Origin of the sequence: Haloarcula sp. JP-L23 (genome assembly GCF_011602445.1) — an archaeon.
GTDB classification, from domain to species: Archaea; Halobacteriota; Halobacteria; order Halobacteriales; family Haloarculaceae; genus Haloarcula; species Haloarcula pellucida.
This window is the reverse complement of the sequence record NZ_CP050014.1, coordinates 3,097,307-3,112,656: the sequence shown is the minus strand read 5'-3', so window position 1 is coordinate 3,112,656 and position 15,350 is coordinate 3,097,307. Positions and strand designations below refer to the sequence as shown.

Below are 15,350 nucleotides of genomic sequence, written 5' to 3'. Positions count from 1 at the left end.
CTCAAACGTTCAGATACTGTGATATTGTGAGGGCATTATCCGTGTTTCGACTGTTGTAGGAGTGTGAAGAATGTAGTAGGGTCAATCTCATCCGATGATATGATGGATGCGTTGGCTGACTTTCAGCGACGGAAACTGTTGGTTGCGTTGTTAGAGCATAATCCACAAGATGACGCGCCAGTCGTTATCGCTGACTCTGAAAGCGAATCTGATGCCGTCGAACGTCTCGTGTCGATGCATCACGTTCACTTGCCGAAGTTGGCCGACTACGGGTTTATTGAGTGGAACAAAGACACGCACGAAGTAATCAAGGGGCCGAAATTCGACGAAATCAGGCCACTGCTCGAACTACTGGATAACCACGAAGATGAACTCCCCGCTGACTGGTTGTAATTCGACCACTATTCTCCTTGTCCTGTATCGAACGATTCGTCGGTTGGGTATGCCAACCGTTCTATGACACCCTCGAACAGGAGTCCAACTAAATCGCCCAGTAAAGAGTACGCATTCATCACGAGGGGTCCCTTGATGCAGTAGGCAATCAACCCATGATAACGATTAACACGTCAGATTGCGAATATGAAAGGGCGTTCCATTTAGAGAGGGCGGTGTTGAGGCGCGTTACATCTGGAACGCGAGAGGGTAATCAATCAATGCCAACCTACGTAGTACTCTTCGAGAAAACGGACGAAGGACGTACAATCAACCCCGAAGAGGCACAGGAACGACGCCAGCGAGGGGTGGAGATGGTGGAGAAAGTCGGCGGGGAAGTCACGGCACTCTACTACGGGTCTGGCCGGTATGATATCGTGGGTATTGCGGACCTCCCCGATGGGGAAGCTCTCGGGAAGGTTCAGACCGCGTACGAATCACTCGGACTCACATCGATCGAAGCCTGGGAAGTCTTCGAGCCAGCGGAGTGGAACGAAATCCTCGAAGACGCCCCGATGTAAGCCACGCCCCAACACACCCTATGAACACTGTACACAGAGTCTTTCCTCGGTGTCCGCAGGGTCTTTCGACGTCGAATCCAGGCTCAGCATATACTCCGGTCCCCGTAGACAGTCTCGGTTGCGTCCACGCGGTCCATTTTTGATGACGACTGTCCTCTCTCAGAGGATAGCAGACGCGATTCTCTGACGTTCGTTCACTTCTCCTCGCAAATGTATGGATAGAAAGCTGGCCTCGGCACTCATAGGGTTCGTCACAGTCGGGGAGTCACCCCGACTCGGAACGCACTGTCGTCATCGGCCATCGGAGATACCGACTCCGGCGGTATGACGGTTCCCCCTCGCGGGCGCACAGGAGAACAAACGATAAATCGGGCCGAACCCTTCCGGCGAGCATGAAGCGACGACGTCTGCTGGCGATGGCGGGGGCGGGGGCCGTCGGCGCCCTCGCGGGGTGCGGTAGGGGGAGCGACGCGACGGGGGAGTCCATCGAGGACCACCCGGCGGCGGCGAACTACCGCGAGCAACCGCGGATTGGGGAACTGGGTGGCCACGTCGTTCTGGCGTTCGAGGACCCGTCCTGTCAGCGATGTGCAGCGTTCCACGAGAACACGGTGCCGAAGATCCGGTCGAACCTCGCCGACTCGGGGAGGGGCGCGTACGTCGTCCGAACCTACCCTGTCGTCTTTCCGTGGGGCAAGCCGGCGACGCAGGCGCTCGAAGCGACCTACGCCCGTGACGACGAGGTGTTCTGGTCGCTGTTCGAGCACTACTTCGCGACGCGTTCGCAGTTCACCGTCGACAACGTCATCGAGCGGACGGCGTCGTTCCTGAACGCCGAGACGTCGCTGGACGGCGACGCCGTCGCACAGGACGCCCGAGACGAGGCCTACGACGACGCCGTGCAGGCCGACATCGCGGCCGCGGAGAACGCTGGCCTCGGCGAGACGACGCCCGTCGTCCTCCTGTTTCGCGACGGCGAGTTCGTCACGAAGGTCAACGGGAGCGTCGGATACGAGGTCATCGCCGAAGCGCTCGGGGAGGCGAACTGATGAGCGCGACCCGAATCGGTCGGCGGTTGCCGATTCGGGGCCGCGACTGGCGGCTGATGGGTCGGACGGCGCGACTCGTGCTGACGCTCCCGGTGTACGCCGCCGTCGCCGTCCTCGCGGGAGTCGTCTCGCTGACGGCGTTCGTCGTCTCGCTGAACGTCCCGCTGGTGCTGGACCTCGTTGTCGGCGGGTCCCTGCCACTGACGAGTCGGCTGACGGTCCTCGTCGAACTCTACCCGTTCGTCGGCACGTTCTTCCACCCGGCACAGGGCGTCTTGCTGGTGGCCGTCGCCGCGCTGACCGGCGTGGACGTAGCGATGGCGACCTATCACTTCCGGGAACACGGTCTGCAGATCCGGCAGGGCGGGGCCGGCGCTGCGGGCGTCCTCCTCGGGACGCTCGGGGCTGGGTGTGCGGCCTGCGGGTCGGCCGTCCTGCTGGGGTTGCTCTCCCTGCTGGGCGTCTCGACGTCGCTCCTCTTTCTCCCGCTGGACGGACTGGAGTTCGCCGTCGGTGCGCTCGTCGTCCTCACGCTCTCCATCTACTGGCTCGCCGACGGGATGCGCGGCGGCGAGATAAACGGTTGCCCGGTCGATATCTGAGCGGCGGTCTCATACTGGTGGCTGTAACAAACTGAAGTAATTCGCCACCCCGGGGTGGCGAATATCTTTACGAACTTACAGCCACCAGTATCAGTCGTCCGTCGCCTGTTCGCTCGCCACGCTCGCGTGGCCGACGTCGACCGTCGCGTCGGTGTCGTACTGCTGGAGTTCGAACTGTAGGGTCTCTGCGTCGTCCGCGAAGGTGTCGACGGCGTCTACCATCTCGGCGACGACGGCGTCCTGCTGGTCGGCGGTGTTTGCCACCTCGCCGGCCTCCGTCGCGGTCTGGTCGGCGATAGCGCTGATGTCGTCGATGCGTTCGACCACGTCCTGTGCGGTGCTGGCCTGCTGGTTCGTCGCGCGGTCTATCTCCTGAATGCTGTCGTTGACGTCGACGGTGGCTTCGACGACGTCTTCGAGCGTGGTGATGGTCTCCGAGATGGTGTCGCTCCCGCGGTCGACGGCGGACTCCATCGTCTCCATCGCCTCGACGGAGGCGCCGACCTGCGAGCGGAGCGTCTCGATGAGCGTCTCGACGTCGGCCGTCGCGTCTTTCGTCTCGCTCGCGAGTTGCTTTATCTCGTCGGCGACGACGGCGAACCCGGACCCGGCCTCGCCGGCGCGGGCGGCCTCGATAGAGGCGTTCAGCGCCAGCATGTTCGTCTCCTCGGCGATGCTGTCGATGACGTCTAAGATCTCGGCGACGTCGCCGGCTATCTCGTCGAGTTGCTGGACTTCGCCCGCGGCGGTCATCGACCGATGGCGGATGGCGTCGACGGCGCTCTGGGCCTCCGAGGAGGAGTGCTGGGCGTCCCGGCCGAGTTCCGCGGCGGTGTCGCTCCGGTCGGCGATTTCGGTGACCGACGAGGCCATCTCTTCGGTGGTCGCCGAGAGGTCGCTGAGTTCGTCGGCGGCCGCCGAGAGTTGCGCTCGCTGGGTCGACGCGCCGTCGGCGATTTCGTCGACGCTCGCGGTGACGGACTCGGTCTCGCTACGGACCTGTTCGCCCTGACTCGCGACCAGACCGCTCTCGTCGGCGATACGCGCCGAGATGGCCTGCCCCTGCGAGATGGCCCGTTCGAGCGCGTCGAGTGTCTCGTTGATGGCCGTCCCGACCTCGCCCATCGCGTCGCTCATGCTCTCTGCGTCGACGCGGGCGGTCAGGTCGCCGTCGGCCGCGGCCGCGAGCGTATCGCGGTACTGGGTGGCTTTCAGTTCGAGGTGACTGGAGAGTGCCTCCATCTCGTTTCGCTCGTGCTCGGCGGCCGCTGTCGCGTCTTCGGCCTCTTCGCGGGCCGCTTCGGCACGCTCCTGTGCGCGTTCGACCTCGCGTATGGACTCGCCCAGTGAGTGGGCCGTCCGTTCGACCGTGTCGTACGTCTCGCCGATTTCGTCGACGCGGTCGACGCCGAAGTCGATGTCGTACTCGCCTCTGTCGACCGCTCGCGCTTTCTGGTTTATCTCGATTATCGCACGGTACAGCTCACAGTACCCCAGAAATCCGGTACAGAGGACGATGGCGGCGGCGAAGGCAACCGCGGGTAGCGCATCGGAAAACAGCGTCGCCGCGATGGCCGGACCGACGACGACGGAAACGAACGCCAACAGAAACAGACGGACGCCGAAGTCCCGGCGGAGAGGGCCCGGAAGGTACGGTTCGGCGGCCATCGGGACGGCACCGACAGCCACCAACAGTCGACCGACGAGGCGGTCCTCTGCCGTGTCGGCACTCATCTATCCCCCTCCGTACGACGAGCCACCGCGGCGAATGACCGCCGGCGGGATATCGAATCGGACATACCAGAGATAGCGGTCCGGAGGCCCAAAAACGACGACCCCGGATTATCACAGTTGATGCTCGCGGGCCGCCGACCGCTCAGTTCGTCGTCGTGATCTCGACCACGTCGCGGTGGTCCAGTTCCGTGTCGGCACCGACCTGCCGACCCGAGCGAACGTCGTGGGCGTGGAGGAAGCCGTCGCCGATGTCCGTATGCAGGAAGTACGCGAAGTCCTCGGCGGTCGACCCGTCGGGCAGGACGAAACAGTCCTGCAGGAACGTGCCGTCGTCCTGTGGCTTGCGAGCCCCGGGGAAGACGGCGATGGCGTCGAGTTCCTCGAACAGCGCCGTCTCCAGTGCCTGCTGGACGCCGGTGCCGTCGAACTCGTCGACGAACTCGCGAATCTGTTCGAGGCCGGCGGCCTTCTCCTCTGGGAGGTCCGCCGTGACCTCGAAGTCGCCGTCGCCGGGCCGATAGTCGAGGACGCCCTGTTCGTCGCCGTTCTTCAGGGCCTTCTCGGCGTGGGCCGAGACGGGGACGAACGTGAGGTGTTCGTACTCGGGGTCCGAGGTGACCGTCTCCCAGTTGTCCTGTGCCGCCGGGGTGTCCATCTTGTTGGCCGCGATGACCATCGGCTTGGTGCGGATGCGGATCTCGCGGGCCAGCGCCTCCCGGTCCTCGTCGCTCCACTCGTCCGGGTCCAGTTCGAGGCCCAGCGAGAGGATGACCTGCTTGATCTCGTCCTCGCTGATCTTGAACGCCGACATCTGCTCTGCGAGGTCGGCCTCGACGTCCTTGTCCTCGCCGTGGTAGCCCGAGCGGTAGCGCTCGATGCCTTTCTCTAGGACGTCGAGGTACCACATGTCCAGTTCGTTCTCCAGAAAGTCGATGTCTTCGCGGGGGTCGTGGTCCTCGGTCGGTTCGCCTTCGAGGTCCGTCTCGCCGGTGAAGTCGACGACGTGGATGAGCACGTCGGCCTCGTTGAGGTCCGAGAGGAACTGGTTGCCGAGTCCCTTGCCCTCGTGGGCACCGGGAACGAGGCCGGCGACGTCGACCAGTTTCGTCGGGACGAAACGGACGCCGTCGGCGCAGTAGCCGTGGTTGGGCGTACAGCTATGTTCGAACTCCGGGGCCGCACACTCCACGCGGACGTACGCCTCGCCCATCGAGGGGTCGATGGTCGTGAACGGGTACGCCCCCTCGGGGACGTCGTTCATCGTCGCCGCATTGAAGAACGTGGACTTGCCGACAGAGGGCTTGCCGACGAGTCCGATCTTGTAGCTCATTGGGAACTAGCAGGCCAATCGGCGGCTAAAACGTTGCCAAACGGAGCGCGAGCGTGTGAGAGTGGCAGGCACAGGACCCTCCTCGGAGTGGAACGGAGTGTGCCGTGGAGCGACGGCGGAGGAGCGAACGAAGCGACGGACCCCTCAAACCGGCGAGCGGCGGTAGCCGCGAGCGTGCGGCGCAGTCGTCGTGGTGTGAGGGCTGCGCTCGTCACTGCGTGTCGCGCCCTCGCTACTGCTGCGGGTCCCCGTGGTCACCGCTGTGCGTTCCGAGGGGCTTCGCTGGCGCTCAGACCCACCCTAGTCCCACAACGAACGCTCGTATACGTTGACGGGCAGTTCTTTGCCACCGAACCGCTCGGTACGCTGGTCGACGTGGTCGAAGTGTTTCCGGTAGAAACCGTTGCCGACCTCGTTGTCGACGAGCACCTCGTCGCGTATCTTCCGGACCGAGAGGCTCTGGAGGTGTGTCTTGCCCCGGTCGAGAAGTCGACTCCCGATACCTTCGCCCCAGTAGTCGGGGTGGACGTAGAGGTCGAGGTCGCCGATGCCGACCGGGTCGGTCATCCCGCAACTGGCGTAGCCCACCACGTCGCCGTCCGCCGTCGCGACGAACAGACCGATGTCGTCGAGGTTGACCATCTCCTCCAGGAGGTCGTCGTCGTACCCCTCCGTCAGCAGTGTCTCGACGGTGTCTGGCCCCAGAATGCCGTCGTAGACGGCGTGCCACGAGGCGCGAGCGACCTGCTGAATCGACGAGATGTCGGTCTCGTCCGCCGGTCGGATACGCAGTTGGAACGACATATGTGAACGTGTCACTCCCACAACTATAGAACTATCCCTGCGGCGGGGCTGTGCGGGGGCCGGACTACTCCCCAGCGCGTTCGCGGGCGGCGGCGACGACCAGCGGCAGGGTGATAGTCGCGTCGGCGTAGACGCTCACGTTACGGGCGTCTTTCTCCAGTTTGCCCCACGACCGGGCCTCGTCCAGCGTCGCCCCGGAGAGTCCGCCGGTGTTAGAGGGGTCCATCGTCAACTGGACGGCGTAGTCGTAGGCGTCCGGCGAGACGAGCATCGTCTGGAGGACGTAGTTCTTCGGGACGCCGCCGCCGACGACCATCGCGCCGGCGCTGTCGGCCTCGTAGGCGATGTCCGTGATGTCGGTCATGTCCGCCAGCGCGTCGACCGTGAACTCGCTCGTCTGGGAGTACATCCACGCCTGCAGGCCCAGCACGGAGTCCTGAAACGCGGGACAGTACACCGGCACGTCGTTCTCGTAGGCCGCCGCCAGCACCCCGGCGTCCTCGGCGACGTCCTCGCGGGCGTTGACTTCGCTGTTGGCTCGCCCCAGTTCCTCGGTCATGCGCTGGATGGACACCGCGCCCTCGGCGTCGAGGACGGAGAACACCTCCTCGCGGAGGTGGTCCTCGAACAGCGCGAAGTGTTCCTGCGGGAGGTAGACGTTGTAGATGCGGTCGACGCCTTCATCGCGCAGGGTCTCGTCGTGTTCGCGTTCGGTCCGCTCCGGCGGCGTCACCTCGCCGTGGTGGTGCTTCCCGCCGATGGCCTCGATGGTGTCGTGGGTCAGGTTCGCGCCCGTCGTCACCAGGACGTCGATGTGGCCGTCCCGAATCAACTCGGAGACGACGGCGCGCATCCCGGTCGGCACCATCGCGCCGGCCAGTCCGAAGAAGGTGGTCACGTCGTCGTCTAGCATCTCGGCGTAGACGTCGACGGCCTCGTGGAGGTCGCTCGCGCCGATACCGGCCTCGCCGTAGCTCTCGGCCAACTCGCCGACCGTCATTCCGGCGCGGGCCTCTGCGTGTCCGATGGGGTCGTGACAGAACGTCTCTCGGTCCTCGTGGTCGCTCATTGGTCCACTGTGGTCGGTCCGAGGGCTTGAACGACGTGGTTCACGCCAGTGCCTCGGTGTCGGTCCGCTGCTCGCCCGTCGGTCTGGGGCCGGACTGCGCTCGGTCGACCGTAGAGCCAGTCCGGCCGCCGAACGGGAACCGAGTCCGGCGCCCGAACGTCGCGACAAAATACGAGTGGGCCGCCACAAGACCATTCATCCCCCCACCCGTGCGAAGAAACGATGCCCGCGTCGAACGTTTCGTCCTCGCTGTCCGAGCGAACACGGACACGGTTACAGGGTGGGGTCACACACGTCGCCGACCGCGACCCGCTGACGGTCCGGAGTCCGTTCACCGGCGAGGAGATGGGTACCGTCCCGGCCTGCCAACCGGCGGACGTCACCGAGGCCGTCCGGACAGCACAGGCGGCACAGAGCGACTGGAGCGAGCGCCCCATCGAGGAGCGGGCCGCCGTCCTCCAACGGGTCGCGGACCGCGTGCTGGCCAACCGCGAGGAGTTGCTCGACATCGTCCAGTTGGAGGCCGGGAAGGCCCGACTCGATGCCCACGTCGAACTGCTCGACGTCGTTCTCAACGCCGACTACTACGCCCGGGAGGGCCCGAGCCACGTCGCGCCGACCCGGCGAGACGGCGGGTTCCCCCTGCTGACGAAGGCCGTCGAACACCACGACCCCGTCGGCGTCGTCGGCCTGATCGAACCGTGGAACTACCCCTTGACGCTGGCCATCTCCGACATGCTGCCGGCGTTGCTCGCGGGCAACGGCGCGGTGCTGAAACCGGCCGAATCGACGCCGTTCTGTGCGCTCCGGGCGGTCGAACTGCTCGTCGAGGCAGGCGTCCCCGAGGACCTCGTGCAGGTCGTCACCGGCCACGGCACGACGCTCGGGGAGCCACTGATTTCGAGCGTCGACTACGTCACCTTCACCGGCAGTACGGAGACCGGCCGGACCGTGGCGTCGCTGGCCGGCGAACACCTCGTCGACGCCTCGATGGAACTCGGCGGGAAGAACGCCGCCGTCGTCCTCGACGACGCCGACCTCTCGCAAGCGGTCAGGGGGACGGTCCACGGGAGCTACGCGAACGCCGGCCAGCTATGTATTTCCTTCGAGAGAATATTCGTCCACGAAGCTGTCTACGACCAGTTCGTCGACCGGTTCGTCGACGCAACCGAGACGCTGGACCTCGGTGCGTCGCTCAAATTCGGCCCGGACGTGGGGTCGCTCATCGGCCAGCACCAACTCGACACGGTCGAGGACCACGTCGCCGACGCCCGCGAGCGCGGTGCCACCGTCGAGACGGGCGGGCGCCGACGCGAAGAGGTGGGGCCGCTGTTCTACGAGCCCACGGTCCTCACCGGCCTGCCCGACGACGCCACCGCCGCCTGCGAGGAGACGTTCGGCCCCGTCGTCTCGATAACCCCCGTGGCCGACGCCGACGAGGCGGTCGAACGCACCAACGACACGCCCTACGGCCTCCACGCGAGCGTCTGGACCGAGGACACCGACCGAGGCGAGGCGCTCGCCCGCCGTATCGAGGCGGGGTCGGTCTGTGTCAACGACGCCTACCTCGGCATGTGGGCCTCGACGGACGCCCCCATGGGCGGGGTCGGCGAATCGGGCATCGGTCGGCGCCACGGCCCCCACGGCATCCAGAAGTACACGGAGTCACAGACGGTCACGACACAGCGCCTCCATCCGCTGGTACCCATCGAGGGCCTCCCGAACCGGGTCGCGGCCGCCGGTGCGACGTTGAGCGTCCGGGCGCTCCGGCGACTCCGACGACTCTCGCCACTGGACGGACGCTGATGCGGTTTCTCACCGGCTTTCCCGGCTTTCTGGGGTCGGCACTCGTCGGCCGACTGGTACGCACGCTCGGACGGGCCAGCGACCGCCGGGCCGTCCCGGTCCCGGGCACGGTCGGACTCTCGTACGCGGCGCTGTCTCGCCTGCCGCGACTGGTCGACCGACTCGGCGTCGAACCCGAAGCGCTCCCGTACCTCTCGCACCCGACGAGAACACGCGGCGAGCGCTCTCGGGAACCGGCCTCAGGTGTCCGCTGTTCGAGGCGTACGTCGACACGCTGGTCGCGTACGTCCGCGAGCATCCGGGCGTCGACGACGCGGCGATGGTGTGATACGACGGCCATTGTCGAGTGTGCCCACGGACCGTAGAATTATGTCGCCTCGTTGTCTACCCCCGACGATGGAGTCCGAACACGCGTTCCTGCCCCTGTTCGCGGTCGTGCTCTCGCTCGGCGTCACCGGTCTCCTCGCGATACCCTCGTGGTCGATGGTGTTCGCGGCCCTCGCGGCGGTCGCGTGTCTCGGTATCGGCGTCGTCGTCTACGCCACGTACTGGTACTGAATCCGGTCAGATGATGCGTGCTACAGTCTCGTCGAGCGCCGACAGCGGGACCGTCTCCGCGTCGACACCGGGCGCGTCTAGGTCGCGTTCGGTGAATCCCGTTCCGGTGGCGACGAGTACGACGTCGTCGTCTGCCACGAGGTCGCCACGGTCGCGCAACCGGCGAGCGCCCGCCAACACCGTCGCACAGGCGCTCTCGACGAACAGGCCCGCGCTGCTCGCTAGCGCTCGGCGCGCGTCGAGGATGGCGTCGTCGTCCACGGCGAGAACCCCGCCCTCGGTCGCGCTGGCGGCCGCGAGTACCCGATTACCGCTCGGTGGGTCGGCGTTGGCGATGGAGTAGGCGACCGTCTCCCCCGCCTCGACTGGCGTGACGACGTCGTCGCGCCGGGCCCACGCCTCGGCGATGGGCGCGCAGGCCGATGTCTGTACGAAGTAGAGTCTCGGTACTCGGTCGATGAGACCGGCTGTGGAGAGTTCGCGGAACGCCTTCCAGACACCGCTCGCGTGACCGCCGCTGGAGACGGGGAGTACGACGGCGTCGGGCACGTCGGGCGCGAACGACTCGGCGATTTCGAGCGCCGTCGTCCCCTGACCGGCCACGCGGAGCGGCGTGTCCGAGTTGACGAACCGGACGCCGGTCTCGGACCCGACTCGAAGCGACTCGCGGTAGAGGCGGCCGTAGTCGCCGTCGACCCGGAGTATCGTCGGGTCGTAGCGAGCGAGGAGCGCCAGTCGTTCGACGGGGATGTCCGCAGGGACCAGCACCAGACAGTCAAGCCCGGCGCTGGCGGCGTGGGCGGCCATCGACCGGGCCATGTTGCCGTGGGAGACGGTGCCGACGGCGTCGTCCCCGGCCGCTGCGCCCGCCGCGACGCCGACGGCGCTCCCGCGGTCCTTGAACGTCCCCGTCGGGTTCGCACCCTCGTACTTCACGTGGACGGTCGCGCCCACGTCGTCGTCCAGTCGCGGCGCGCGCACCAGCGGCGTCCCGCCGGCACCGGCGGCCAGTCCGGCAGGTGTCACGTCCGGCAGGAGGGCACGATAGCGCCACAGCGACCGCTCGGGAGTGTCGGGCCACTCGAAGGTCGAGGGGTCGGTCTGGACCCAGTACGGTTCGCCGCAGTCACAGCGGGGCCCGTCCGCGAGCGCCGCCGTCGTCCCGCAGGCGTAACAGGAGAGCGGCACGTCCATACCGCCTGTTCGGCCGTGCGCGACCTAACACTGCCGCCGGTCAGTCCAGCGCCAGTTCGGCACCACAGCAGTCCGAGCGGTAGCGCTCCCGCTCCCGGACCAGTTTGCAGTCCCGGTAGCGCCGGGCGACGAGGCCGCCGCAGGCCACACAGGAGAGGACGTACTTCGGGTCGGCGAAGGCGGGACAGTGGACGTCGGTGTCGAGGTCGGCGGCACGCGCTCGGAAGGCCGCGCCGTGGTCCGTCGTGCCGTCGCGCTGGTACTGCTCGACGTGGACCAGTTCGTGGCGCAGGGTCGCCTCCCACTCCTCGCGGTCGAACGCCTCGAACGCCTCGCGAGTCAGCGACAGGGTACAGGGAAGTGGCCGGCCGTCGGCACCCTCGATGCGCTCCCAGTCGTAGGGCTCTCCCACCGCCGCGTCGGGGAGATTCGGCCGTTTGACCGCGGCCGCGCGCCGCTTCGCGCGGGCCGACACCTCCCACTCGACGAGGTCGAAGCGCACGTCGACGCCCCACTCCCGGCGCACGTCCCGACAGTACTCGCGGGACCACGCGACGATGTCGGTGTCCGCGGTCACGTCCGCGTAGACGACGCTATCGCTCATCAGAGCCCAGTCGGGCAGTCGACGAACGTCGTCTCCAGTCCCCACTCGTCCAGCCTCGACTGGAGCGAGCGGACGCCGAACGTCTCCGTGGCGTAGTGACCCGCGAGCACGACGCTGATGCCAGCCTCGCGGGCCTCGTGGTACACCTGCTGTTTGCCCTCGCCAGTGACGAGGACGTCAGCGCCGACCTCGGCGGCCTCCTCTATCCAATCGACGCCGCTGCCGGTGACGATGGCCACGTCCTCGACGAGCGACGGGCCGAAGTCCAGCGTCCGGACGGACTGCCCGCCCGTGTCCAGTTCGGCTTCGAGCGTCTCGGCGAGGTCCGAGAGCGTCCTCGCCTCGGCCAGCGTCCCGCGCTGGCCGATGTACTCCGGCCCCATCTGACCGAACGGCGCACGGTTGTCGAGGTCGAGTACGTCCGCGAGGCCGGCGGCGTTGCCCAGCGACTGGTGGCCGTCTAGCGGGAGGTGGGCGACGTACAGCGCGAGGTCGTCGTCGACGAGCGGTGCGACACGGCGGTAGGTCGTGTCGGTGACGCGCTCCACCCCGCCCCAGATGATGCCGTGGTGGGTCACCAGCAGGTCCGCGCCGGCGTCGCTGGCGCGGTCGATGGTCTCGACGGCGGCGTCCACGGCGACGGCTGCGTGGTCGACCGGTTGCTCTGTGGGACCGACCTGCAGGCCGTTGGGGCTAGCGTCGACGTCGGCGTAGGAGGCCACGTCCAGTTCGTCGTCGAGTCGGGCGGCGATGTCGCCTGCGTGCATGGACGGGTGTTGCCCCTCCGGGGTGGTATGCCTTACTCCGCCGCGACGAACTGCCCGTTCTCCTCGCCGATGAGGCCGCGGTCGACGGCGGCGTCGATGATGGCGTCGAACTCCTCGGGTTCGATATCGTATGCGTTGACGGCGACCGCACGAATCTCGCTGCGGTCGACCGGTAGCTGGCGGTTCTGGAGCAGACGCATCACCTTGCTGTACTCCAGTCGAGTCAGCGACGGGTCGTCACTCGTGTCGTCGGCCCCGTCGCTCCCGGTATCGGCGATCTCGTTGGCCGACTCGGGTTCGCTCTCGGCGGCAGTCGTCTCGACCGCGCCCGGTGACGCCGTCTCCGTCGCGGTCGTCTCGCTCGACTCGTCGGCGTCGTCCGTCTCGTCGGCGGCCGCCATCGGATGCGTGCGGTCGGGTTCGGCCGACTGCGATTCGGCCTCGCCGCTGTCGAGCGGTCCCTCGGTTTCGTCGTCGCTCGTGTCGTCGAGCAGACCCGCGTCGGACCCCGCTTCTTCGACGGCCGTCCCCGTCTCGTTGGCGTCGCCGACAGCCATCGGATCCGGGTGCGGGTCCATCCCGGACTCGTCCATCACACCGCTCTGGTCCTCCGGGTCATCGTCGACTGCCGCGACGACCTCTCTCAGCACCGTCGCGAGTTTCCGCCGGCAGGTCGGACAGAGCGTCACCCGCTGATCGGACGCCGACTCGGGCTGGAGGCGCTTCGGGACGACTGGGTACTCGGAGAGCGAGGCGTCTAGGGCCGCGCCGCAGAAGTAACACGACGAGAGTCGATCCATGTCGCCACGTGCTCACGCCTCCGTCTTAAAACCGCCACGCCCTAGCCGGGACACCCTCCCCCGAACGCGTCGTCCCGTGCCTCCGCCGGAATCGTCACCCGGACGCGCTCGCCGTAGTCGCGGAACCGCGTCGTGAGCGTCGCCGTGGCCGTCTCGCCGTCGCCGCTGACGACGACTTGCACCTCGCTCCGGACCGGTCTGTTCGTCGTCGCGTCCAGCCACAGGTCGACGGTGACGCTGTCGATGTTCGGCGACCCGAACAGCGGTCTGTTTCCGGCCCCGTCCCGGTAGGCGTCGAGCGCCTCCTTCGAGGGCGACCCGGAGAGGTGGACCGTCTCCCGGCCGTCGACCGTCTCCGTGCCGTTGTGGTAGAGGTCGCCCGAGGACAGGAGCGCGAGTTGCCGCCCGAGCGGCGTCGTCTCGGTCCAGTTGCGCTCGGCTGGGAACTCCTCTTTGCCCCAGAAGCCGCTCGGTACGCCACCGCCGCCGCGACACTCGACCAACGCCGTCCGGTTGTCGACGTACGTCTGACTGGTGGCACCGTCGACCGTCAGGTTGGTCGCGGTACGCCGGGTCGTCACGTTGACTTTCCCGACACCGCTGCCGTCGATTTCCCGAGCGCTGGCCGTCGTCGAGACGGTGACTGCGAGGTCGTACCGGTACGATTCGATAGTCTCTGCGCGCTCGCGAGCGGCGTCGAGTCGGTCGACGGCGGCTTGCTCGCGGACGGGGTCGTCTCCGAGGACGGAACACCCCGCGAGGACGAGACAGGCAGCGAGCGCTACGTGGAGAGCAGGGCGGCGCATCGGCCGCCGCTACTCACGACGACAGAATGAATCTTGTGTCAGGCCTCGGCGTGGGCGAAGACGAACGTTCGCAGGAGTTTCGCCGCCAGCGTCGCGGCCTGTCCGTCGTCGCGGTCGTTCACCTCGACGACGTCGAACCCGACGGCGTGCGGCGCGACCGACTGCACCGCGTCGCGCATCTCTCGCGGGGCCAGTCCGAACGGTTCGGGCGTCCCCGTCCCCGGCGCGAACCCCGGGTCGGCGGCGTCGATGTCCACCGAGAGGTACACCGACGCGTCGCCGAACGCCGGGGTCCAGTCGGCCACGTCTTCGGGTGGGACGACGGTCACGTCGTCGGCGTCGGCGCGATTCCACTCCGCCTCGCTCCCGGTCCGAGCACCGAGGACGACCGCGCGGTCCGCGACCGACAGCGCGTGGTGTGTCACCGTCGCGTGGGAGTACTCGTCGCCGGCATACGACTCTCGCAGGTCCAGATGCGCGTCGAGACAGACGAACACGTCCGGGTCGAGCGCTCGCACCGCGGCGACGCTGACGGTGTGTTCGCCACCGACCAGCAGGGGGACGGCCCCGTCCCTGTCGAACTCGGCGACGGCGCTCTGGAGGAACGTCAGGTACTCGGCGGTGTCGGCCGTCGGGCCCACGTCGCCGTGGTCGTAGACCCCCAACTCGGTGAAGTGCTGGTCCGAGCGGTGGTCGTAGTCGTCGAACTGTTCGGCGAAGTCACGAACGCGGCGCGGCCCGAACCGGGCGCCGGGACGAAAGGAGGTCGACACGTCAAGCGGCGCCCCCACGAGGGCGTAGTCGGCGGCCCCGCGATCGGCGACCGCACCGGGAAACATCGTTACGAGCGGGTGATCTTGCGCTGTTCCTCGTACTCGAGATACTCGATTTCGTCGTCCGGCTGGAGGTCGACGTCGTCGGGCATCAGCATCGTGAACGTCTCGTAGGTGTCTAAGTCCATGACCTGTGCGTCGTCGCCGCTGACGGAGACGACCTGTCCCTGCTTTCGGTCGATGATGGGGACCCACACCTTCGCGTCGACGGGCTGGGAGAGCGAGCGCTTCTTGCTGTCGAAGACGCCACGTGCGTCGATACGAGCCTTGGCGCTCCCGTGCTTTCCGGGTTTGGCCGTGCTGTAGGAGTCGATCTTACACGGCGCGTCTTCGATCATGACGTAGCTGCCTTCGTCGAGTTCGCGAACCTCAGTCTGCTCTCTTGCCATACGGCCGCGTTACCCCTGTTGGGGTATAAACGGTTTGGAATGGCGCAGTGGC

Annotated in this window: 18 protein-coding genes; 7 read left to right on the top strand and 11 right to left on the bottom strand. The window is 66.9% G+C overall.

Translation table 11 applies throughout. The annotated features are described in order from the left end of the window. Nucleotides 1-99: 99 nt before the first annotated feature. The 4 genes from G9465_RS16320 to G9465_RS16305 all read left to right on the top strand — a co-directional run bounded on the left by G9465_RS16320 (nt 100) and on the right by G9465_RS16305 (nt 2,604). Nucleotides 100-393, top strand: a complete 294-nt coding sequence (locus tag G9465_RS16320) for an ArsR family transcriptional regulator (RefSeq protein ID WP_166971871.1) — start codon at nt 100-102, stop codon at nt 391-393. Nucleotides 394-653: 260 nt separating this feature from the next. Then, nucleotides 654-953, top strand: coding sequence for a GYD domain-containing protein (locus G9465_RS16315; RefSeq protein ID WP_166971868.1), 300 nt, complete (start codon nt 654-656; stop codon nt 951-953). A 392-nt stretch (nt 954-1,345) separates the two neighbouring features. Beyond that, a complete protein-coding gene (locus G9465_RS16310) occupies nt 1,346-2,002 on the top strand; it encodes a thioredoxin domain-containing protein (RefSeq protein WP_166971867.1) in 657 nt (218 codons plus the stop codon). Continuing rightward, nucleotides 2,002-2,604 (top strand): hypothetical protein, encoded by a 603-nt coding sequence (locus tag G9465_RS16305; RefSeq protein WP_166971865.1) that lies wholly within the window; start codon nt 2,002-2,004, stop codon nt 2,602-2,604. The genes G9465_RS16310 and G9465_RS16305 overlap by 1 nt, the downstream gene beginning before the upstream one ends. 90 nt (nt 2,605-2,694) lie before the next feature. Here G9465_RS16305 and G9465_RS16300 read toward each other — a convergent pair whose 3' ends face one another. The 4 genes from G9465_RS16300 to G9465_RS16285 form a co-directional block, all read right to left on the bottom strand. Further along, nucleotides 2,695-4,338, bottom strand: a complete 1,644-nt coding sequence (locus tag G9465_RS16300) for a methyl-accepting chemotaxis protein (RefSeq protein ID WP_166971864.1) — start codon at nt 4,336-4,338, stop codon at nt 2,695-2,697. A gap of 142 nt (nt 4,339-4,480) precedes the next feature. Then, on the bottom strand, nt 4,481-5,668 hold the full coding sequence (locus G9465_RS16295; protein WP_166971863.1) for a redox-regulated ATPase YchF: 1,188 nt from the start codon (nt 5,666-5,668) through the stop codon (nt 4,481-4,483). Between the two features lie 300 nt (nt 5,669-5,968). After that, complete coding sequence (locus tag G9465_RS16290) at nt 5,969-6,472, bottom strand: GNAT family N-acetyltransferase (RefSeq protein ID WP_166971861.1); 504 nt, start codon at nt 6,470-6,472, stop codon at nt 5,969-5,971. Between the two features lie 64 nt (nt 6,473-6,536). Continuing rightward, nucleotides 6,537-7,541: a deoxyhypusine synthase gene (locus tag G9465_RS16285; protein WP_166971859.1), complete on the bottom strand. Its 1,005-nt coding sequence runs from the start codon at nt 7,539-7,541 to the stop codon at nt 6,537-6,539. Nucleotides 7,542-7,763: 222 nt separating this feature from the next. Here G9465_RS16285 and G9465_RS16280 point away from each other — a divergent pair, with 222 nt between their 5' ends. Genes G9465_RS16280 through G9465_RS16270 form a run of 3 tightly spaced genes read left to right on the top strand, consistent with a single transcriptional unit; the run spans nt 7,764 to nt 9,905 of the window. After that, entirely contained in the window at nt 7,764-9,347 is a 1,584-nt protein-coding gene (locus G9465_RS16280; RefSeq protein ID WP_166971857.1) for a succinic semialdehyde dehydrogenase, read from the top strand. Then, complete coding sequence (locus G9465_RS16275) at nt 9,347-9,712, top strand: hypothetical protein (RefSeq protein ID WP_166971855.1); 366 nt, start codon at nt 9,347-9,349, stop codon at nt 9,710-9,712. Before G9465_RS16280 ends, G9465_RS16275 begins: the two co-directional genes overlap by 1 nt. Before the next feature lie 31 nt (nt 9,713-9,743). Next, a complete protein-coding gene (locus G9465_RS16270) occupies nt 9,744-9,905 on the top strand; it encodes a hypothetical protein (RefSeq protein ID WP_166971853.1) in 162 nt (53 codons plus the stop codon). A 6-nt stretch (nt 9,906-9,911) separates the two neighbouring features. Here the strand turns inward: G9465_RS16270 and G9465_RS16265 are convergent, their stop codons facing one another. Genes G9465_RS16265 through G9465_RS16235 form a run of 7 tightly spaced genes read right to left on the bottom strand, consistent with a single transcriptional unit; the run spans nt 9,912 to nt 15,298 of the window. Beyond that, nucleotides 9,912-11,099, bottom strand: a complete 1,188-nt coding sequence (locus G9465_RS16265; protein ID WP_166971851.1) for a threonine synthase — start codon at nt 11,097-11,099, stop codon at nt 9,912-9,914. 40 nt (nt 11,100-11,139) lie between these two features. After that, nucleotides 11,140-11,703, bottom strand: coding sequence for a transcription elongation protein SprT (locus G9465_RS16260; RefSeq protein WP_166971850.1), 564 nt, complete (start codon nt 11,701-11,703; stop codon nt 11,140-11,142). Beyond that, a complete protein-coding gene (locus tag G9465_RS16255; RefSeq protein WP_166971849.1) occupies nt 11,703-12,470 on the bottom strand; it encodes a Nif3-like dinuclear metal center hexameric protein in 768 nt (255 codons plus the stop codon). The genes G9465_RS16260 and G9465_RS16255 overlap by 1 nt, the downstream gene beginning before the upstream one ends. Nucleotides 12,471-12,502: 32 nt before the next feature. Beyond that, complete coding sequence (locus G9465_RS16250; protein WP_166971848.1) at nt 12,503-13,270, bottom strand: hypothetical protein; 768 nt, start codon at nt 13,268-13,270, stop codon at nt 12,503-12,505. Nucleotides 13,271-13,311: 41 nt separating this feature from the next. Next, nucleotides 13,312-14,076 carry a hypothetical protein gene (locus G9465_RS16245; protein ID WP_166971847.1) on the bottom strand — a complete coding sequence of 255 codons (765 nt, stop codon included), beginning with the start codon at nt 14,074-14,076 and terminating at the stop codon, nt 13,312-13,314. A 38-nt stretch (nt 14,077-14,114) separates the two neighbouring features. Beyond that, complete coding sequence (speB, locus tag G9465_RS16240; protein ID WP_166971845.1) at nt 14,115-14,915, bottom strand: agmatinase; 801 nt, start codon at nt 14,913-14,915, stop codon at nt 14,115-14,117. Nucleotides 14,916-14,917: 2 nt separating this feature from the next. Further along, nucleotides 14,918-15,298 carry a translation initiation factor IF-5A gene (locus tag G9465_RS16235; protein ID WP_166971843.1) on the bottom strand — a complete coding sequence of 127 codons (381 nt, stop codon included), beginning with the start codon at nt 15,296-15,298 and terminating at the stop codon, nt 14,918-14,920. Between the last annotated feature and the right edge of the window lie 52 nt (nt 15,299-15,350).